Annotated in this window: 21 protein-coding genes and 1 pseudogene; 10 read left to right on the top strand and 12 right to left on the bottom strand. The window is 62.8% G+C overall.

Annotated elements, in window-relative coordinates; translation table 11 throughout:
* Window positions 1-66 precede the first annotated feature (66 nt).
* On the top strand, window positions 67-573 hold the full coding sequence (locus tag AC56QP_RS02715) for a DUF1993 domain-containing protein (RefSeq protein ID WP_489861041.1): 507 nt from the start codon (window positions 67-69) through the stop codon (window positions 571-573).
* A 57-nt stretch (window positions 574-630) separates the two neighbouring features.
* On the opposite strand, the gene AC56QP_RS02710 is transcribed toward AC56QP_RS02715, so the two are convergent.
* The gene (locus AC56QP_RS02710) at window positions 631-795 is read right to left on the bottom strand and encodes a hypothetical protein (protein WP_081294723.1); all 165 of its coding nucleotides are present in this window, start codon (window positions 793-795) and stop codon (window positions 631-633) included.
* A 396-nt stretch (window positions 796-1,191) separates the two neighbouring features.
* On the opposite strand from AC56QP_RS02710, the gene AC56QP_RS02705 reads away from it, so the two are divergent.
* The 3 genes from AC56QP_RS02705 to AC56QP_RS02695 all read left to right on the top strand — a co-directional run bounded on the left by AC56QP_RS02705 (window position 1,192) and on the right by AC56QP_RS02695 (window position 4,168).
* The gene (locus AC56QP_RS02705; protein ID WP_489861042.1) at window positions 1,192-1,665 is read left to right on the top strand and encodes a hypothetical protein; all 474 of its coding nucleotides are present in this window, start codon (window positions 1,192-1,194) and stop codon (window positions 1,663-1,665) included.
* A 118-nt stretch (window positions 1,666-1,783) separates the two neighbouring features.
* A complete protein-coding gene (locus AC56QP_RS02700) occupies window positions 1,784-2,851 on the top strand; it encodes an aldo/keto reductase (RefSeq protein ID WP_489861043.1) in 1,068 nt (355 codons plus the stop codon).
* Between the two features lie 48 nt (window positions 2,852-2,899).
* Window positions 2,900-4,168 (top strand): cysteine desulfurase-like protein, encoded by a 1,269-nt coding sequence (locus AC56QP_RS02695; RefSeq protein WP_489861044.1) that lies wholly within the window; start codon window positions 2,900-2,902, stop codon window positions 4,166-4,168.
* Between the two features lie 15 nt (window positions 4,169-4,183).
* On the opposite strand, the gene AC56QP_RS02690 is transcribed toward AC56QP_RS02695, so the two are convergent.
* From AC56QP_RS02690 to AC56QP_RS02650, 9 genes are all read right to left on the bottom strand, one after another.
* Window positions 4,184-5,212 (bottom strand): histone deacetylase family protein, encoded by a 1,029-nt coding sequence (locus tag AC56QP_RS02690; protein WP_489861045.1) that lies wholly within the window; start codon window positions 5,210-5,212, stop codon window positions 4,184-4,186.
* The gene (locus AC56QP_RS02685) at window positions 5,209-5,724 is read right to left on the bottom strand and encodes a GNAT family N-acetyltransferase (protein ID WP_489863703.1); all 516 of its coding nucleotides are present in this window, start codon (window positions 5,722-5,724) and stop codon (window positions 5,209-5,211) included. The genes AC56QP_RS02690 and AC56QP_RS02685 overlap by 4 nt, the downstream gene beginning before the upstream one ends.
* A 12-nt stretch (window positions 5,725-5,736) precedes the next feature.
* Window positions 5,737-6,666: a 3,5-dioxohexanoate:acetyl-CoA acetone transferase gene (gene kce, locus AC56QP_RS02680; protein WP_489861046.1), complete on the bottom strand. Its 930-nt coding sequence runs from the start codon at window positions 6,664-6,666 to the stop codon at window positions 5,737-5,739.
* A 3-nt stretch (window positions 6,667-6,669) separates the two neighbouring features.
* A complete protein-coding gene (locus tag AC56QP_RS02675) occupies window positions 6,670-8,061 on the bottom strand; it encodes an aminotransferase family protein (RefSeq protein WP_489861047.1) in 1,392 nt (463 codons plus the stop codon).
* A 1-nt stretch (window position 8,062) separates the two neighbouring features.
* Window positions 8,063-9,706, bottom strand: coding sequence for a N,N-dimethylformamidase beta subunit family domain-containing protein (locus AC56QP_RS02670; protein ID WP_489861048.1), 1,644 nt, complete (start codon window positions 9,704-9,706; stop codon window positions 8,063-8,065).
* A gap of 8 nt (window positions 9,707-9,714) precedes the next feature.
* Window positions 9,715-10,479: an amino acid ABC transporter ATP-binding protein gene (locus tag AC56QP_RS02665; RefSeq protein ID WP_489861049.1), complete on the bottom strand. Its 765-nt coding sequence runs from the start codon at window positions 10,477-10,479 to the stop codon at window positions 9,715-9,717.
* The gene (locus AC56QP_RS02660) at window positions 10,476-11,135 is read right to left on the bottom strand and encodes an amino acid ABC transporter permease (RefSeq protein WP_489861050.1); all 660 of its coding nucleotides are present in this window, start codon (window positions 11,133-11,135) and stop codon (window positions 10,476-10,478) included. Before AC56QP_RS02660 ends, AC56QP_RS02665 begins: the two co-directional genes overlap by 4 nt.
* 12 nt (window positions 11,136-11,147) lie before the next feature.
* Window positions 11,148-11,795 carry an amino acid ABC transporter permease gene (locus AC56QP_RS02655; protein WP_489863704.1) on the bottom strand — a complete coding sequence of 216 codons (648 nt, stop codon included), beginning with the start codon at window positions 11,793-11,795 and terminating at the stop codon, window positions 11,148-11,150.
* 61 nt (window positions 11,796-11,856) lie between these two features.
* Window positions 11,857-12,639, bottom strand: coding sequence for an ABC transporter substrate-binding protein (locus AC56QP_RS02650; RefSeq protein ID WP_489861051.1), 783 nt, complete (start codon window positions 12,637-12,639; stop codon window positions 11,857-11,859).
* A 137-nt stretch (window positions 12,640-12,776) separates the two neighbouring features.
* Here AC56QP_RS02650 and AC56QP_RS02645 point away from each other — a divergent pair, with 137 nt between their 5' ends.
* Entirely contained in the window at window positions 12,777-13,736 is a 960-nt protein-coding gene (locus tag AC56QP_RS02645; RefSeq protein WP_489861052.1) for a LysR family transcriptional regulator, read from the top strand.
* Here the strand turns inward: AC56QP_RS02645 and AC56QP_RS02640 are convergent.
* A complete protein-coding gene (locus AC56QP_RS02640) occupies window positions 13,724-14,170 on the bottom strand; it encodes an acyl-CoA thioesterase (protein WP_489861053.1) in 447 nt (148 codons plus the stop codon). The genes AC56QP_RS02645 and AC56QP_RS02640 overlap by 13 nt on opposite strands.
* Before the next feature lie 177 nt (window positions 14,171-14,347).
* Between AC56QP_RS02640 and AC56QP_RS02635 the strand changes: the two genes are divergently transcribed.
* Both AC56QP_RS02635 and AC56QP_RS02630 read left to right on the top strand, forming a co-directional pair.
* Window positions 14,348-14,596, top strand: a complete 249-nt coding sequence (locus AC56QP_RS02635) for a ParB N-terminal domain-containing protein (RefSeq protein WP_489861054.1) — start codon at window positions 14,348-14,350, stop codon at window positions 14,594-14,596.
* Between the two features lie 39 nt (window positions 14,597-14,635).
* Window positions 14,636-14,749 (top strand): annotated as a pseudogene (locus tag AC56QP_RS02630) (polyketide cyclase); the annotation flags it as partial.
* A gap of 78 nt (window positions 14,750-14,827) precedes the next feature.
* On the opposite strand, the gene AC56QP_RS02625 reads toward AC56QP_RS02630, so the two are convergent.
* Window positions 14,828-15,856 (bottom strand): isopenicillin N synthase family dioxygenase, encoded by a 1,029-nt coding sequence (locus AC56QP_RS02625; protein ID WP_489861055.1) that lies wholly within the window; start codon window positions 15,854-15,856, stop codon window positions 14,828-14,830.
* Window positions 15,857-15,971: 115 nt separating this feature from the next.
* Between AC56QP_RS02625 and AC56QP_RS02620 the strand changes: the two genes are divergently transcribed.
* The 3 genes from AC56QP_RS02620 (at window position 15,972) to uppP (ending at window position 17,792) form a co-directional block, all read left to right on the top strand.
* Window positions 15,972-16,370 carry a GFA family protein gene (locus AC56QP_RS02620; protein WP_489861056.1) on the top strand — a complete coding sequence of 133 codons (399 nt, stop codon included), beginning with the start codon at window positions 15,972-15,974 and terminating at the stop codon, window positions 16,368-16,370.
* A gap of 154 nt (window positions 16,371-16,524) precedes the next feature.
* A complete protein-coding gene (locus AC56QP_RS02615; protein ID WP_489861057.1) occupies window positions 16,525-16,722 on the top strand; it encodes a hypothetical protein in 198 nt (65 codons plus the stop codon).
* 197 nt (window positions 16,723-16,919) lie between these two features.
* Window positions 16,920-17,792 (top strand): undecaprenyl-diphosphatase UppP, encoded by an 873-nt coding sequence (uppP, locus tag AC56QP_RS02610; protein WP_489861058.1) that lies wholly within the window; start codon window positions 16,920-16,922, stop codon window positions 17,790-17,792.
* Window positions 17,793-17,845 lie beyond the last annotated feature (53 nt).

Raw genomic sequence — 17,845 nt, 5'->3', positions numbered from 1 at the left:
TGAAGAATCGTGCATGAAGGCGCTAGGTCCTGTCCTCCGGCGTTCCGACCGGACAGGAGATTTGACGTGACGATATCGATGTACGAGGCCTCCGTGCCAGTGTTTTCGGCAAGACTGAAAGCGCTTTCCCACGTGCTGGCGGCAGCCGAACAGAATGCGCTTGACCGCAAGATCGACCCACAGGTGTTTCTGACGGCGCGGCTGGCGCCCGACATGTTCGCCCTGACCAGGCAGGTGCAGATCGCCACCGACCATGCCAAGGGGGCACCGTCGCGGTTGGCCGGCCGCGAAGTGCCGAAATACGAGGACAATGAAGCGAGCTTCGCCGATCTGGAGGCGAGGATCGCCAAGACGATCGCGCATCTGGCGACTTTTTCGGCCGCCGACATCGACGGCTCCGATAACAAAGTGATCGAACTGAAGCTTGGCGGACGCGAAACCTCGATGGCTGGCATGCAGTATCTGCTGCATGTGGCCATGCCCAACTTCTATTTCCACCTCACCACCGCTTACGACATCCTTCGCCACAATGGCGTACCGCTGGGCAAGGCGACATTCCTGGGAACGCGCTGACGATTGCGGGCCGTCGAGGGGTTTCCCGGCAACAGCCGGGAAACCCCTGGCAAGCGTCTAGCGAATGGACATTTCGCGTGCGATGCGCGGAAAATCGGCGGGTTTGATGCCGATGTCGGCACGGTCCGCATTGCTCATCGAATGAAGCAACGCAAGTGCCGCGCGATACCTAAGATGTTCCTGCGGCCGCGGCCGGGCGAACATTTCAGTGAAGAAACCCATGATTCAGGCTCCTGATTGGTCCTCCACGGCTGCCAATATAGATGAATCGTGACAATTGTGCAGTGCAGCATTTGCATGCCTGCCATGTGCTGGTGATTTTTTTCGGCCGTATTTGGCGACCGAGTGAAACTTTTGCCCGGCACGGACCGTAGGCTTGAACGCTGGCACATGGCCGGCTTTTCCTCGCCACTCCTGGCGAATTCCGGACTGCATGAAAATGCAGTCCGGCTTTTTGTTAGAGGACGACAACTGCCCGAGCAGCGGTCTGGGGACGGCTAAATTCGTCAACATCGATGGCATGCATTTTTAACGAGCCGGTTCTATGCTCTGAAGCTCGCATGGTCGGGCTAGAGGGAGGCTGACATCGCTACCACCGCCAAGCGGGATTTCGCTTCGTTGCTCGACGACCTCTTCGTCGCCTCCGACAAGAGCGACGCGATTGAGGGCGACGAGGCCGGCGCTCGTCCGTCGATCCCGTTCGATTATCTCTCCGTTGCCGACGAGCTCCATTCCGGCCGCATCAAGGTGTCGGGCAGCGGCTTTACCACCGAATATCGCGAGGCTGGCGCTGATCTGGCGACGGAATTCGCCGCCTTGCTCGACCACGCCAAGCTGGCTCTCGCAGGCGAAGAATCAAAGCCCGAGGAAAAATTGCCGCCGATCGATCCGGAATCGATCGCCGTCGAACTCGGCCTTGATCAGCCGAAACAGCTCGCCGATTTCGGCCGCATGCGCCGCAGCTTTGCCTTCGCCAACCACCCCGATCGTGTCGCTCCGCATCTGCGCCAGCGCGCCATGATCCGGATGCAGGTGGCCAACATGCTGATCGACGAGGCCAAGCGCCGCGCGCTGGCCGGCACTCGCCGCTAAACGCTTCGGTTCACGCAAAAGTCGGCTTGCCAAGGCTTGGAGAGCGCCTCTGCTTTCCTGTAAGGTGCGGCTTCCTCCCCGCGCAGCCGCGCCAGCCTTCCCTCCGGAGCAGAATTCCATGCACAAACGCCGTCTCGGTCGGACCGATCTCCTTGTTACCCAGATATGCCTGGGTTCGATGACCTGGGGCCAGCAGAACACCGAGGCCGAAGGCCACGCCCAGATGGACCTCGCCTTCTCGCGCGGCGTCAACTTCATCGACACCGCCGAACTCTACCCGATCCCGCCCAAGGCGGAGACGCAAGGGCGAACGGAAACGATCATCGGCAGCTGGATGAAGGCCAAGGGCAATCGCGACAAGGTGATCCTTGCCTCCAAGGTCGTCGGCCGCACGGCCAACAGCTGGTTTCGTGGCGACCGACCCTCGCAATTGGTGCGTGCGGATATTTTTGATGCCATCGACAAGTCGCTGGCCAAGCTCGGCACCGACTATCTTGACCTCTACCAGATCCACTGGCCGGAACGGGATATTCCCTGGGGCGCCAATCCGACGCGTGTCGGGGCGGTGGCTCGGCGCGCCGATGCCGACGGCGCCCCGACCAACGAAACGCCGATCGCCGAGACGCTTGCCGTCTTCGATGAATTGGTGAAGGCGGGAAAAATCCGTCATTTCGGCCTGTCGAACGAGAGCTCCTGGGGCGTGATGCGGTTTCTTGCCGAGGCCGACAAAGGGATCGGTCCGCGCGTCGCGTCGATCCAAAACGCCTACAATCTCGTCAACCGCACCTTCGAGGTGAACCTCGCCGAAGTCTGCGAGCGCGAACGGGTGTCCTTGCTCGCCTATTCGCCGCTGGCGCAGGGCTACCTGACCGGCAAATACGACCATGGCGCGCGCCCGCAGGGCTCGCGTTCGCAGCTGTTCAACCGCGGCCAGCGCTACGAGACGCCGAATGCCGCCGAGGCACAGCTTGAGTACAACGAACTGGCGCGCTCCTTTGGTCTGGAACCGGCGCTGTTTGCCAATGCCTATGTGTCGAGCAGGCCCTTCGTCACGTCGAACATTGTCGGGGCCACCAGTGTCGAGCAGCTCGACATGGCGCTGTCTTCCGTGGACGTCGCCTGGACCGAAGAGATGCAGAAGGCGGTGGATTCCATTCACCAGCGGGTCGGCAATCCCTGTCCCTGATCGGACCAGAGTGCGGAATTGAAGAGGAGTAACAAAGGGGTGGAGACAATGGTGGACTTTCCTATCGAGGCAGTGCGTGGAAAATTTCCCGCTCTCTCCCTGAACGACAAAGGACGGCGGCGCATCTACCTCGACAACCCCGCCGGCACGCAGGTGCCACAGGCGGTGGCCGATGCGGTGTCGCGCTGCCTGCTCACCACCAATGCCAATCTCGGCGGCTATTTCGAAACGACGATCGCCGCTCAAGCCGTCGTCGACGAGGCGCATCAGGCGATGGCCGATTTCCTCGGTGCGGTGAGCCCCGAGGAAATCATCATCGGCGCCAACATGACGACGCTGACCTACCACATGTCGCGTACGCTCGGCCGGACGATGAAGCCGGGCGCCGAGATCATCCTCACCCGCATGGACCATGAGGGCAATGTGTCGCCCTGGCTGCAACTTGCCGAGGACCTTGGTCTCGTCGTGCGCTGGCTGCCTTTCGACGAAAGGAGCTGGCAGGTCGAGGAGGCGGCGCTGGCCGGGCTGCTGTCGCAGAAGACGCGGCTGGTCGCTTTGAATTATGCCAGCAACCTGACCGGCTCGATCAATCGCGTGAAGGCGCTGACCGCGATCGCAAAACAGGCAGGCGCTCTGGTCTATGTCGATGCGGTGCAGTTCGCGCCGCATGGCCTGATCGATGTGCAGGACCTCGGCTGCGATTTCCTGATCTGCTCGGCCTACAAATTCTTCGGTCCGCACATGGGCATTTTGTGGGGCCGGCGTGACATCATCGATGGTCTGAAGCCCTACAAATGCCGCTGCTCGTCGAACGGCCTGCCCGAGCGTTTCGAACTCGGAACACCGCAGATCGAACTGATGGCCGGCCTCACGGCTGCGGTCGACTACTTTGCCACGCTGGGCGCGGCGGCAGGCGAGAAGGGATCGCGAAGGCAGAAGATTGCCAGGGCGTTCGCAGTGTCGATTGCCTACGAGAACCCGCTGGCGCAAAGTCTGATCGATGGCCTGTCCGATATTTCAGGCCTGACCATCCATGGCATTACCGATCCGAAGCGGGTCAGTGATCGCGTACCGACCGTTTCCTTCACCGTCGATGGCATCGTGCCGGAGACGATCGTTCGCCAGATGAACGCCGAAAACATCTTCCTGTGGTCCGGCCATAACTACGCGTGGGAGATCGTCCACCAGCTCGGCATCCCGGCCGAGCATGGCGTCGTGCGCATAGGCATCGCCCACTACAACACATCCGACGAAATCGACCAGACATTGGAGAGCGTGCACCGGGTGATCGCCATGCTCAGGCAGCAGCGCCCCTGAGGCCGGCTTGCATCTTCACCGCGCCTTGTCGCCGAAGCCGGTGAGGAATGCGGTGAGATTGTCACCGAGTTCGTCGCAGAGATAGCCACCTTCCTGCACGATGACCGTCGGCAGGCCGAGCTTGGCGATGGCCTCGCCGATGCGCGAGAAGCCTGGCGTGGTTACGGAAAGCCCGCCGAACGGGTCACCCTCGAACGCGTCGAGACCGAGCGCCACCACCAGCGCGTCTGGCGAGAAGGCACGGATGCGCTGGAACGCAACCTCAAGCGCCCCGAGAAACGCGGCGTCGGCGGATTTGCGCGGCAGAGGCAGGTTGAAATTGTAGCCGAGGCCCGGCCCTTCGCCGCGTTCGTCGGCGTGGCCCCAGAAGAATGGATAGAAACGCACCGGGTCGGCATGCAGCGAGACGGTGAGCACATCCGGCCGTGCATAAAAGATGCCTTGCGTGCCATTGCCGTGATGCAGGTCGACATCGAGGATCGCCACGCGCGATGCCGTCTTGCGCAGAACCTGGGCCGCAACCGCCGAATTGTTGATGAAGCAGAAGCCGCCGGCGACATCGGCAAACGCATGGTGGCCTGGCGGGCGACACAGCGCATAGGCGGCCGGTGCGCCTGCCATCACGGCTTCAGCGGCTTCGACCGCGCTCCAGGCGCTCCACAGCGCGCTTTGCCAGGTTTCTCCCGAGACAGGGCAGGCGGTGTCGGCCATGTGGTAGCCGGCCTGGCCGACTGCCGAGGCCGGGTAGGAGCCACTGCGCGCGATCGGATGGATGTTGGGGATCACTTCCGCCGACGCGCCCTCGATGCGCTGCCAGCGCGTATAGATGTGTTCGAGGAAATCGAGATACTCCGGCGTGTGCACCGCCGCGACCGGACCGAGCCCGTGATTGCGCGGCCGCTCGATCGTGCAGCCGGCGGATTTTGCACCGGCTAACAATCTTTCGACCCGCTCCGGTTTTTCGGGATTGGGCTGCGCGGCACCGCTCGAAAGGAACGCCTTGGGGTCATGGCGCTTTTGCTCCTCCGCATAGAAGGCTTTCATTCCTGCTCCCCATTCTCCGGCGCGTCGGCGAAGGCAAAAAAGGCCTTGCCGACGATCTTCTGCGTCTGCTCATAGCTCGACCAGGCGATGCCCAGCCTTTCGTAAAAGGCCTTGGCGCCCTCATTGTCGCTGTCGACGGACAGTCGGAGATAAACGCCGCCTTCCTCTCGGCACTGCGCCGCGACGCGCCGCAGCAGGCGCTCGCCGATCTTGCGGCCGCGAAACCGGTCCTCGACATAGAGGTCCTGCACATAGACGCCAGGCCGCCCCATCCAGGTCGAAAAGATCGGGAAATAGAGGCACAGGCCAGCGAATTCGCCGCCGACTTCGGCAATCAGTGTCGAGAAGGCCGGTTTTTCACCAAAGCCGTAGGTTCTGAGATCGTCCGCTGTCGAGATGATTTCCTCGGGCGCGCCGATGTGCGTGCCGAGTTTCAGGATCGCCGCGTGGATCGTTTCGACATCGTCGATCCGGCCGGGGCGGATGAGGACGTCATTGGATGTTGGTTTGATCACGATCGTATCTCAGAACGCCACCCGGTCGCCACCCTTGAGAGCCAGCATGTCGCGCGCTTCGGTGGGCGTGGCAACCTCCAGCGACAGACCATCGAGAATGCCACGGATGCGGCGCACCTGATCGGCATTGGATTTCGCCAACTGGCGGCCGTCATAGAGACTGTCCTCCAGCCCGACACGGACATTGCCGCCCATTGCCGCGGCAATCGAGATCAGCGGCATCTGATTGCGGCCGGCGGCCAGCACCGAGAACTGGTAGCTGTCGCCGAACAGTTTGTCGGCGATCCGCTTCATGTGGACGAGATTGTCCGGATCGGCGCCGATGCCGCCCAGAATGCCCAGCACGAACTGGATGAACAGCGGTCCCGTCACCAGCCCCCGGTCGCGGAAATGCGCCAGCGAATAGAGGTGGCCGACATCGTAGCACTCGAATTCGAAGCGTGTGCCGCAGCCCTTGCCCAGCCTCTCGAGAACGCCTTCCATGTCGGCGAACGTGTTCTTGAAGATGGTGTCTCGCGTGGCTTCCAGCAGCTTCGGCTCCCACTCGTGCTGCCACTCCCTTGGCTTGTCGAGCATAGGAAACAGCGCGAAGTTCATCGAGCCCATGTTGAGTGAGCACATTTCGGGTTCGGCCCGAAGCGGCGCCGCCAGCCGCTGGTCCAATGTCATCAGCGAGGAGCCGCCGGTGGTGATGTTGATCACCGCGTCGGTTGCCTGCTTGATGCGCGGCAGGAACTGCATGAACACGTCCGGATCGGCGGTCGGCCGCCCATCCTTGGGGTCGCGGGCATGAAGATGCAGGATGGAGGCACCGGCTTCGGCGGCGGCGATGGCCTCGGTGGCGATCTGGTCCGGCGTCACCGGCAGATAGGGCGACATCGACGGCGTGTGCACCGATCCGGTAACGGCGCAGGTGATGATGACTTTACGTGGCGCCATTTCTTACCCCTGGCCTGCGACCGGCAGGTCGAGTTCGGCGGCCAGAACTTCCAGCGAGTCTCCGATAATGGAGACGATCTCGCCAACCTGCTCCCTGGTGACGATCATCGGCGGCGCGACCATGAAATTGTCGCCGTCGACGCCGCCCTTGACCCTGCGGCCGTAGATGATCAGTCCGCGCTCATAGGCGAGGTCGAGCAGCCGCTGCGTGGCTTTCTTGTTCTGGTCGATCGGTCTCAAGGTCTCGGGATCGGCAACCATCTCTGCGCCCGTGAGAAGGCCCTTGCCGCGCACGTCGGCGATGAACGGAAACCGCTTCGCCAGCCCCTTCAGCCCGTCCATCAGCACGTCGCCCATGGCAGCCGCATTGGCGATTAGGTCGAGCCGATCCATTTCGCCGAGCACGGCAAGCCCGGCGGCACAGGCCAGCGGGTTGCCGGCATAGGTGTGGCCGTGCTGGAATCCGCCCGAGGCGAGCAGCGGCTGCACCAGCCGCATCGGTGCGGCGAGCGCGCCAAGCGGCGCGTAGCCCGAGCCCAGCCCCTTCGACAGTGCGACTATGTCGGGTTTGCAGTTCCAGTGATCGCCGCCGAGGAATTTTCCGGTGCGGCCGGCGCCGCACATCACTTCGTCGTGGATCAGCAGGATGCCGTAGCGGTCGCAGATCTCACGAATGCGCGGATAGTAGCTGTCCGGCGCCACCAGCGCCGCGGTGGCCGCACCGCCGATCGGTTCCATGATGAAGGCAACCACGCTGTCTGGACCCTCGGCCAGGATCTTCTCCTCCAGCATGTCGGCATAGCGGATGCCGCGCTGTTCCATCGAAAGATTGTCGCGGTCACGCCAAGCGGTCGGCGCCGGCACGGTCGGCATCACCCGCATCATCGGCGTGAAGGTCTCGGCCAGCGCATCGTCGCCGGTAATGGAGAGCGAACCCAAGGTGCCGCCATGATAGGAGGGGAAGCGCGTGATCACTTTCCAGCGGCTTGCCTGGCCGGTGGCGACCGCCCACTGCCGCGCCAGCTTGATGCAGGACTCCGTCGCTTCCGAGCCACCCGAAACGAAGAAGATACGGTCCATGCCTTCCGGCAGCTTGCCGGCCAGTTCCCGCGCCAACGCCTCCGCCGGCTCGTTTTCGAAATGCAGCCGATAGGCGAAGGTGGCACGATCCATCTGCCGTTTCATCGCGTCGAGCACGTTGCGGTTGGAATGGCCGATATTGGCGACCATCGGGCCGCTCGAGCCGTCGATGAAGCGGCGGCCGTCCTGCGTCCACATATAGATGCCTTCGGCGCGATCGATCAGCGGCCGGCGCAGGCTAGACAGGTAGAACAGATGCGAAGGTGGCCGGGCGTCAGTGTTGGCAGCGGCGGTCTGAGGAAGGGCTTTAGACATGTCAGGACTTTCTGAGGTAACGATCGAGGACATTCTGGGTGACGCGTTCGACCATCGGGTCTTGTCTTAGCAGGCCGGCCACCCATTCGCAGCTTCCGGCGTGGAACACCTCGCCCTTGCCGCGCGGGAAATTGACGATCATGCCATTGCCGCGTTTGACTTTTTCCAAATTGGCGTCGCTCGCCTCGCCGAACAGCGTTTCGGCGGTGAAGCGGCCATCCTCGTCGGTGAGGAACTGGTCCTCGATCGGGATATCGGCGCTTTCCTCCACCTGGCTGGCCATGCCGACGGCGAGAACCTGCAGGCCATCCGGGGCACCGCTGGTGGCGGTGGGGTAGGGCAGGCCGCCGCGTATCTCGAAGTCGAGCCCGTCAACCTCATAGCCATAGACATGGCTGTCGGAGCCGAGCAGGTCGCCATAATAGATGCCGGTGCCCGCGAAGGCCCAATGCTCCGGCCTGTAGACCGGAAAGCCGCGCACGCCGCGCGGCGCACAGCCGCCCCAGCCGGTGTAGACGCCACGCGTCGCGTTGAGCCCGAAGGTCGCCGAACCCGGCCGGCCGATTTCCGGCGCCTCCCAGGAATTGGTGGCGCGGGTGACGTCGCCGCCTTGGAGATAGGCTGGGTCCTCGGCTCGGGCGCGGTATTTGAAGCAGACCTGCCGACGGCCCTCGTCCTCCAGCCGCGTCTGCCACATGAAATTGCCGGCAAAGCGCGCCGCATGGCCGCCGCGTTCGACATAATGGTCGACGGCATCACGCATCTCCCATGTCCAGTATTCGTCGTGACCAACGAAAGCCGCGCAGTCGTAGCCGTCGAGAATATCAGGCGAGAAATGCAGATCGTGCTGGCTGACGAGATCGACGGCATAGCCAGCCCGTTCGGCGAAGCGGAAGAAGTGGCTGTCGTAGCTGGCCCAGCCCGACGAGGCGTATTTCTTCGAATGACCGGTGGCGAGCGCCCACTCCATATGCGGATAGCGCGGTATCGTCTTCGGCGGCACGGCGACTTCCAGCGGCACGCGCGGTGCGTCTTTCGGCAGCACGACGAAGCCACGGCACCACGGGCGTTGCGTCGACACGATGGGCGAATACTGGTTGCGATCCGGCCCGGTAATGCCCTGGTAGTGGTTGGAGCCGCCCCAGGTGTTGTAGGCAAGCCAGGTTCCCGTCGCCGCCACTTGCAGCACACGGCCGGGTTTCTTGCCGGGCAAGGGAGCGACGATGAAAATATGGTGGCATTGGATCGGCTTGCCGTCGCGGCCATCGGCGGTCAGCGTCACCCGGTAGGCGCCGGAGGGCCAATCGCTCCCGACGGGAAATTCGAACGAAGCTTCCCAGCCGCAACCCTCGGCCGAGCACTGGTCGGGCGTGTCCTGCCAGCGCGCCGCGATGCCCGATTTCTCGAACACCCTGGTTTCGCTGCCGCCGTCCCGGGTGATCGTCATGCTGAATGCCGGTGCCGTTGAACTGACATGCAACGCCACCGTTTCGCCAGCGCGATAGGAAAAGCGGTCGCTATAGCACCAGATCTCGCCGCGCTCGCCATCCATGCCCGGCCATTCATAATAGTGGCCGCGTACCGCGTGCCGGCGCTGCTCCGGCGTCAGTCCGAAATCGGGAAATTCCGTGATCAATCTGGTCATCATCGTACTCAGGCGGAAAGGTATTTCTTGAGGAAGGTGCGGGTGCGTTCTTTCTGCGGCGCGCGGAAGATGTCGGCCGGCGGGCCTTCTTCCACCACCACGCCGCCGTCCATGAACAGCACTCTGTCCGCCACTTCGCCGGCAAAGCGCATCTCATGCGTTACGATGAGCATGGTCATGTGTTCGGCGGCAAGCTGTTTCATCACCGCGTTGACTTCGTCGACGAGTTCGGGATCGAGCGCCGAGGTGGCTTCGTCGAACAGCATCACCTTGGGCTGCATCGCCAGCGCGCGGGCAATCGCCACACGCTGCTTCTGTCCGCCCGAAAGCCGCGAGGGATAGGCGTCGATCTTGTCGGCGAGCCCGACCTTGGACAAGAGAGCAAGCGCCAGCGCACGGGCTTCGGCTTTCGGCATGCCTTTCAGGATCACTGGCCCCATCGTGATGTTCTCGATCACGGTCAGATGCGGGAACAGGTTGAAGTGCTGAAACACCATGCCCATCTGCTGGCGCACCTTGTTGATGTGCCGTTCGAAAGCCTGGCCATGAAGCGGCTGGTTGACCTGCACGCCGTCAAGCCAGACTTCGCCGCCGTTGAGCGATTCCAGATGGTTGATGGACCGCAGCAGCGTGCTCTTGCCGGAGCCGCTCGGCCCGATGATCGCCACGATCTGCCCACGTTCGACCGACAGGTCAATGCCTTTGAGGACTTCAACGGCGCCGAACGATTTGCGCGCGCCGCGAACCTCGACCATTGGCTGGCGCAAGCTCATCGGGAAACCTCCACGTTCCGTTCGAACCGACGCAGACCTGCTTCGAGCACGAGGTTGAGAATATAGTAGAGCGCCGCCGCCGTGATGTAGAATTCGAACGGCCGGAACGTTTCGCTGATCGCCTGCTGGGCCGAATGAACCAGCTCGGCGATGCCGATGACCGAGACGATGGAGGATTCTTTCAGTAGCGCGATCAGGTTGCTTCCGATCGGCGGGGCCGTGTTGCGGATAGCCTGCGGTATCACGACGTAGCGCAGCGTCCGCCATTTGCCGAAGCCGATGCTGCGTGCGCCTTCTGTCTGGCCGACATCGACGGCGACGATGCCGGCGCGGATGACGTCTGCATTGTAGACGGCAAAATGCAGGCCAAGCCCGACGATGCCGGCGGCAAGGGCGGGAATATCGATGCCTATCTGCACCAGGCCGAAATAGATCAGGAAGAGCTGCAGCAATAGCGGCGTGCCCATGAAAACCCACATGAAGACACGCACGGGATAGGAGACGATCAACGGCGCGTAGAGCACTGTGACCGCGAACAGAATACCGAAGACGAAGCTGAGCGCTCCTGCCGAGACCGTGAGCAGCGCAGTCCACCAGGCACCAGTCAGCAAGAGGTCCCAGTAGGGCGCGACGACGGTGAAATCGAGACCTTGCATCGCGCTCTCCGATCAGACGATTGCAAAGCGCTTGTCGAGCAAATCGACGATGCGGGCGACGGCGTAGACCATGATCATGTAGAGCAGGGCGGCAACGCCGAAGATCTCGAACGGCTTATAGGTGGAGCCGATAAAGCGTTGGGCCGTGTAGGTGAGTTCCACGACCGAAATTGTCGACACCAGTGCTGATCCCTTCAACAGAGCGACCGTATTGACGCCGAGCGGCCGTATCATCAGCCGCGCGGCCTGCGGCAGCACGACCTTGCGCAACGTCTGCAAACGGCTGAAGCCGATTGTGCGCGCGGCTTCGGTCTGGCCTCTGTCGACCGCGACCAGCGCGCCGCGGATCGATTCCGCCATATAGGCGCCGATGTTGAGGCCGAGGCCGATGACGCCTGCCGCGAACGGATCCAGATTGATGCCGATTTGCGGGCCGCCGAAATAGAGCACGAAGAGCTGGATCAGGCAGGGCGTGCCGCGAAACAGGCTGACATAGAGGGTGCCGATAGCCCGCAGGATCGCGGACCTCGACATCTTGGCGGCCGCGGCCAGTGCCGCGGCTGCCAGGCCCAGGATCAGGGCCAGCACTGTGATCTCGATCGTCACCAACGCGGCTTCCACGAAGAACGGGAAGACGCGCTGCATCAAGGAGAAATCCATGGGATAGCCCAGCAAGAGGAGTGCTCCGGGCGGCTTTGGGGCCGCCGGGAGCCCATAGGGGTCAGCGGATGTCGCTGCCGACCCACTGCGTGGAGATCTTCTTGTAGGTGCCGTCAGCCATCATGTCGTCGAGCGCCTTCTGCATGGCGGCCTTCAGCTGCGGGTTGTCCTTGCGGATGGCGATGCCGATGGCGACGCTGCCGCCTTCGATGTTCGGCGTGTCGAGCTTGCGAACCTTCTCGCCCGTCTCCTTGACGGCGACCATGACCGGAATGTTGTCGACGACGATGGCGTCGACGCGACCGGCCTTCAATTCGAGCAGAAGCTCCGGCAGGCCCTTGTAGGTGCGGATGTCCCATCCACCCTGTTCGCGGGCCCATTTCTCATGCGTCTCGCCCAGCGTCACGCCAAGGGTCTTGCCCTTGAGATCGTCGAGGCTCTGCACCTTAGAATCCTCGTTCACGAAAACGGCGCGGCCAGCGTGGTAGTACGGGCCGACGAAATCGACCACCTTCTCGCGCTCTGGCGTAATCGTCATCGAGCCGACGACGGTGTCGTACTTGTTGGCAAGCAACCCGGCGATGATGCCGTCCCACGCCGTGGTGATAATGGTGCCCTTGACGCCGATGCGCTCGGCGATGGCCTTGCCGATATCCGCGTCGAAGCCGACGACCTCATTCTGGTCGTTGACGAAGTTGAACGGCGGATACTGCCCGCTCATGGAAATCTTCAGTTCGCCCGCCGCCTTGATCTTCTCAAGGTCGTCGGCCCTGGCCGACGCTGTCGTGAAGGTCGACGCAAGCAGCAGTGCCGCAAGCGCGATGCCGGAAAATACTCTGTTCATCTGGTGTCCTTGTCCTCTGGATGGAGCGCGAAGTCTTGTTCTTGGGAGGCGCGGGGACGCTTTCCTGACTTCAATGATTGCCTTTGCGCATGCATTGCGCAAATAGATAATGGGAATAGGGAGCATAGATATCAGGAATGGCTTTGCCTCGCCCCGAACGGCTGGTCTGGGATCTGGACTGGAACCTTCTGCGGACATTCGTTGTCATCGCCGAGGTGAAGAGCATCACGCGCGCCGCCGAGCGGCTGAACCTCAAGCAGCCGAGCGTCAGCAATGCGCTACGGCGGCTGGAAGACCGGGTTGGACGGCGGCTGGTAGAGCGCGATGCGACACGCTTCGAACTCACCGAGGTCGGGCGGCTCCTCTATGAGCAGAGCGTCGAGGTGTTCGGCACCATATCGCAGCTGCCGCTGCTGATGCGGGGCATAAGCGACGACGTCACCGGCCACGTCATGATCGCCACCGCCAGCCATGTCGTTTCGCCGCTGTTCGACCAGGCGCTTTCGGAGTTTCACCGCAACTACCCGCGCGCCAGCATCACCATCTCGGTCGCGGCAAGCACCGAAGTGGCCAAGCAGGTGAGGGAGCGCCGCGCCTCCTTCGGCATCTGCCTGGTCAGTCAGCGCGATCCGGCGCTGGAATACGCAATGGTGTATCGCGAGTTCTTCGGCTTCTTCTGCGGTCCGCAGCACAGGCTCTACGGGCAAACCGGACTGACGCTGGCGGACCTGCGGGGCGAGCCCTCCGTATCGTTCCAGACCGACCATATTTCGGACGCGCTTCGGCCGGTCGCGCTGCTGCGCAGCGAGGCCCGGCTGAACGCCGATGTCGTCGGCGTGTCCTCCAGCCTGGAGGAGGTACGGCGCATGATCGTCGCCGGGCTCGGCATCGGTCCGCTGCCGTTGCATGTCGCGCGGCGCGACGTGGCCGACGGGACGCTGTGGCGGCTGCCGCCCTACGACGCGCCACCCGCTATCGACATCTTCCTGCTGGTCAATCCCGACAAGGCGATGAATCGCGCCGAGAAGGCGCTGCTGTCAGGAGTTCAGGCGCTGATCGCCGAAACGCCGATCGAGGACCGCATCTACAACGGCTGACCGGCCGAAACTTCTGGCTGCTCAATCAGGAAGGCCGCCGCGCGGCTCCGCATCGGCTCGTCCAGCGCCACCGAGGCACGCGCCATAAGATCGAAGCGCACGCAGGTCGTCCGGCTCGAGGCATGGACAATGCCGTCGAGCGATCCCGACATCACCTGTTCGAAGGTGACGGACGTACGGCCGATCTTGACGACATGCGAACGGATGGTGATGAGCGAGCCGGCCTTCGTTTCATGCCGATAGTCGATCTCGGTGCGCACATCGGCCCATCCGGTTTGCGATGGCTGGTTGCCGTCCTGCCCGGCGACATGGCCGAGAAGCTGGAAGCTGGCATCGTCGAACATCGCCGCGTAGTGACGCACATTCATGTGCCCCATCACATCGCACATCCAGGGATGAGCAACGCCGACGAAGGTAACGAGAGATTTGCTCATGGGGATTGCTCCGTGGCCATGCCGGATCGTGCCGTCCGCGATTGCGGACACGCAATATCGAAATGCGCGACGACAGGCAAACCGGCTATGTGGCCTGTATTCGTTAGCCGCGCCCTTGGCCGGCTCCAGCAAACGGACTATCTCAGGGGTGCGGCGTTTTCCGCCACGGGGATAGGCATGCTCAGAGTCCAGAAGGTCAAGGTCGACGATATCTATGTGCCGACAGCGCGCAAGAAGACGCTGCATCCGGAGACGGTTCGGCATCTGGCAGAGGACATGCTGGAGAATGGCATGAAGACGCCGATCCAGGTCCGCCATGACGGCAAGCGCCATATCCTCGTCGAAGGCCTGCATCGGCTGGAAGCAGCCAAGTGGCTCGGCGAGACCGAGATCGACGCTTACCTGGTGCAGGCCAAGCGCCACTGACGCTTCCCTCTTTCCCCACCAGATCGACGCGGCATGGATGTTGTCGCGTTCGAGGATGAAGGCGAGGGCAGGACCCGCTACGTCGCCCGCGTTCGGCATTGGAGCGTGGCTGACCGCGAACAGCACGAGAAGATGGGTTTCCACGTGGGCTGAGGCCAGTGCACGGACCAGCTTGAAGAGCTCGCCAGAACGCTTTGATACAGGACTGCCCCGACGACGACCGCACCCGGCTCAGGAAGCCTTGGCACGGCGCGGTTGCCTGAGATGCTTGATGCCACTCATCTCGACGAAGTTCGTCGCCGAGTCCCAGAGATAGTCGCCATAGAGAAACGGCTCGAAGGGCTCCGTGCCGCTCAGCGGCAACGGTGCTATCTCGGCGTCGACGCGCGGTTCGTAGAAGAACGGGATCGAGAACCGCGCTGTCTTCGGCGCAATCACCCGGTGCCGCGTCGCCCGGACACGCCCGCCGGTCCAGCGCTCCAGCAACTGGCCGAAATTCACCGCCAGCGTGCCGTCGGCCGGCGGCACGTCGATCCATTCGCCGGCCAGGTTCTTTGCCTGCAAACCCTCGACGCCGTCCTGCGCCAGCAAGGTGACGAAGCCGGAATCGGCATGTTCGCGGCCGATGACGGTGCGCGTCTCGCCCTTGTGGACGATGGAAAATTCCGGCCCGCTGGTATCGACGCCCGCATTGGCGTCACGCAAGGGGTAACGGATCAGGCGCAGCGTCGAGATGCCATGCTCGAAATGGCCATCGAAGATCGTTTCCGGCAGGCCAAGCCCGCGGGCGATCGAGCGCATCAGCGCGTTGCCGACCGCTTCCATCGCGCGATAGTAATCCGCCGCCGCCGTGCGCCAGCCGGGCAGGGCCTCTTCGGCCGGCAAGGGTGTCGGCTCGCGGAGCGGATCGTCGGACGCCAAGATATCAACCGCATGGGCAAGATCCGGTCCCATGTCGATGCCTTCCTTGTAGGAAACGGCTGTCGGCTGCAGCGGGAACCAGCCGCGATAGACGTTCTTCTTCGTCCGATCGAAATTCCAACGCAGCAATTTCTGCTTCTCCGCGTCGGAAAGCGCGAAGATAGGCAGCAATAGTGCTCGTTTGTCCGGCGTCAGCCAGTCATCGCCGGGAAAATTCCGGACCGCCATGAAGCCGATGCCAGCGGCGGCGGCCATGATCCTGGCGTCGGTGTGGTCGCGGGCGGGCGAGGGCGGCCCGAACAGGGCTGCGATGCCCAAGGTTTCGATGTCTGGCGTCATGGCTTTAGATCCCCGCATCACGATAATCGATGACGTTGTATCAAAGCTTTTCAATTGACCCAATCGGCCCCGCCATTACCTTGCCGCTCATTCACTCCACCAATGGATCCGGGCAATGGCAAGATATGAAGGCGGATGCCTGTGCAAGGCGGTGCGCTATCGCGCGGACGCCGACCCCATCAACGAACGCATATGCCACTGCCGGCTGTGCCAGAAGGCGATCGGCGCCGCCTTCAACGCGCGCGTGCTGTTTCGCATCGACGATGTGAAGATCGAGGGGCCGCTGGCGACGGTGAACACGTCGCCGGACCTCAAGCGGGGCTTTTGTCCAAGCTGCGGCACGACGATGTTTTCCCGGCGCGATTCCGCCGGCATCATCGGCATCACCACCGGTTCGCTCGATGATCCCACGGTCTTCAAGCCGCAAATGCATATTTTCACGGATTCGAAGCAGCCTTGGGTGATGCTCGATGACGGCCTGCCGCAATATGACGGCGCACCGCCGCCGAACTAGGTTCTTGCGTTCTCTCGCGAGGTGGGACGGGAGCGCGCAAGTCTGACCAAAATTTGATCCAAAGAGACACGAGATAGCCGGCAAAGCGTCATTGGCGGGCCATTATTGTCTCCCTATCTAGCAGGTGCGGGCCCGGCATTCGAGGAGACGACGGATGAACGACAGCATCAGCACCCTGGACGAGCTTTTGAGCGATCCGATGGTCCTGCTTGTGATGGAGCGCGACCGTGTGCGCCCGGAACAGGTGCGCATGCTGCTCGAACGGGTTCGCCGGCCTTACGTCGATGAGCCTGTCGTGCCGCCGGCGCATGTGATCGCCAGGACCTGCCAGAAACTCTGGCTGTGCCCGTAATCGTGTTGCGATTGTCCCCTATGAAAACACAGACCGGCCCGTGGGCCTTCGCTGGGGAATGACGCGTATTTCGGCGCGGCGGCGCCAAGCTTACAAATCCGTAAATTGATTCTCCGCTGCATGAGGGTAAGGCTCCCGCGGGGCTGACCGGCACCGGTTGGTCCCGCGCAAGTTCGATCTCTCGCACGGAATTCGACATGGCCGGAATGTGTACTCAAGGCGTGGACACCGGCTTCGTCGGTTTGGGATTCGCCAAGGTGGCGTTTCTCGGCGTGGTGCAAGGCATCACCGAATTGCTGCCGATTTCGTCGACCGCCCATATGCGCATCGTCCCGGCCGTGCTCGGCTGGCAGGATCCGGGTTCCGCCTTCTCCGCCGCCATGCAGCTGGCGGCCCTTGCCGCGGTGGTCAGCTATTTCTGGAGCGATGTCAGGGATATCCTGTTTGGTTCGCTCAACGCTCTGACGCGACGCGATTTCGCCAACCAGCATTTCAGGCTGGCGCTGTGGATCGTGCTGGCGACCATCCCGATCGTTATCGCCGGAGTGGCGCTGTCGGGCGTACTCAACGCCTGCAATTCGCCGCTCCGCAGCCTGACGGTCATCGGTTGGGCCTGCATCGCGATGGCGATCCTGCTGGCGTTGGCCGAGATTTTCGCCCGCCACCGGCGCACCATCGGCGAAGCGTCGCTAACCGATGCGCTGCTTGTCGGCGTCGCCCAGATCGGCGCGCTGATTCCCGGCGTCTCACGCTCGGGCTCGACCCTGACGGCAGCACTGGGGCTCGGCTTCAAGCGGGCCGAGGCGGCGCGTTTCTCCTTCCTGCTCGGGCTGCCCGCCATTGCACTCGCCGGTCTCAAGGAACTTTGGGAACTGCACAAGGTCCATCTCGACGCCCACGGCTGGTCGGTGCTGGCGGTGGGGTTGGTCGTCGCCTCGGTTTCCGCCTTCTTCGCCATATGGGGCCTGATGCGCGTGCTGGAGCGCTTCTCGGCCTGGCCGTTCGTCATCTATCGCGGCGTGCTTGGCGTCGTCCTGCTGTTGAGCGTCGCCATGGGGTGGCTCGTCTAGGGCTTCCACAGTATCGCTTGAAACGGGCTATACCCGTACCGGACCCTGAAGTT

Source organism: Mesorhizobium sp. RCAM 05104, assembly GCF_059683645.1.
This window is presented reverse-complemented; position numbering and strand designations above follow the sequence as displayed.

Bases quoted from the DNA above. Each gene is read 5' to 3' on its own strand.
- AC56QP_RS02635 (WP_489861054.1), top strand. From the start codon at position 14,348: ATGCTCAGAGTCCAGAAGGTCAAGGTCGACGATATCTATGTGCCGACA.
- AC56QP_RS02655 (WP_489863704.1), bottom strand. From the start codon at position 11,795: ATGGATTTCTCCTTGATGCAGCGCGTCTTCCCGTTCTTCGTGGAAGCC.
- AC56QP_RS02660 (WP_489861050.1), bottom strand. From the start codon at position 11,135: ATGCAAGGTCTCGATTTCACCGTCGTCGCGCCCTACTGGGACCTCTTG.
- kce (WP_489861046.1), bottom strand. From the start codon at position 6,666: ATGGCGCCACGTAAAGTCATCATCACCTGCGCCGTTACCGGATCGGTG.
- AC56QP_RS02670 (WP_489861048.1), bottom strand. From the start codon at position 9,706: ATGACCAGATTGATCACGGAATTTCCCGATTTCGGACTGACGCCGGAG.
- AC56QP_RS02645 (WP_489861052.1), top strand. From the start codon at position 12,777: ATGGCTTTGCCTCGCCCCGAACGGCTGGTCTGGGATCTGGACTGGAAC.
- AC56QP_RS02700 (WP_489861043.1), top strand. From the start codon at position 1,784: ATGCACAAACGCCGTCTCGGTCGGACCGATCTCCTTGTTACCCAGATA.
- uppP (WP_489861058.1), top strand. From the start codon at position 16,920: ATGGCCGGAATGTGTACTCAAGGCGTGGACACCGGCTTCGTCGGTTTG.
- AC56QP_RS02665 (WP_489861049.1), bottom strand. From the start codon at position 10,479: ATGAGCTTGCGCCAGCCAATGGTCGAGGTTCGCGGCGCGCGCAAATCG.
- AC56QP_RS02615 (WP_489861057.1), top strand. From the start codon at position 16,525: ATGAACGACAGCATCAGCACCCTGGACGAGCTTTTGAGCGATCCGATG.
- AC56QP_RS02690 (WP_489861045.1), bottom strand. From the start codon at position 5,212: ATGAAAGCCTTCTATGCGGAGGAGCAAAAGCGCCATGACCCCAAGGCG.
- AC56QP_RS02625 (WP_489861055.1), bottom strand. From the start codon at position 15,856: ATGACGCCAGACATCGAAACCTTGGGCATCGCAGCCCTGTTCGGGCCG.
- AC56QP_RS02640 (WP_489861053.1), bottom strand. From the start codon at position 14,170: ATGAGCAAATCTCTCGTTACCTTCGTCGGCGTTGCTCATCCCTGGATG.
- AC56QP_RS02620 (WP_489861056.1), top strand. From the start codon at position 15,972: ATGGCAAGATATGAAGGCGGATGCCTGTGCAAGGCGGTGCGCTATCGC.
- AC56QP_RS02650 (WP_489861051.1), bottom strand. From the start codon at position 12,639: ATGAACAGAGTATTTTCCGGCATCGCGCTTGCGGCACTGCTGCTTGCG.
- AC56QP_RS02675 (WP_489861047.1), bottom strand. From the start codon at position 8,061: ATGTCTAAAGCCCTTCCTCAGACCGCCGCTGCCAACACTGACGCCCGG.
- AC56QP_RS02695 (WP_489861044.1), top strand. From the start codon at position 2,900: ATGGTGGACTTTCCTATCGAGGCAGTGCGTGGAAAATTTCCCGCTCTC.
- AC56QP_RS02710 (WP_081294723.1), bottom strand. From the start codon at position 795: ATGGGTTTCTTCACTGAAATGTTCGCCCGGCCGCGGCCGCAGGAACAT.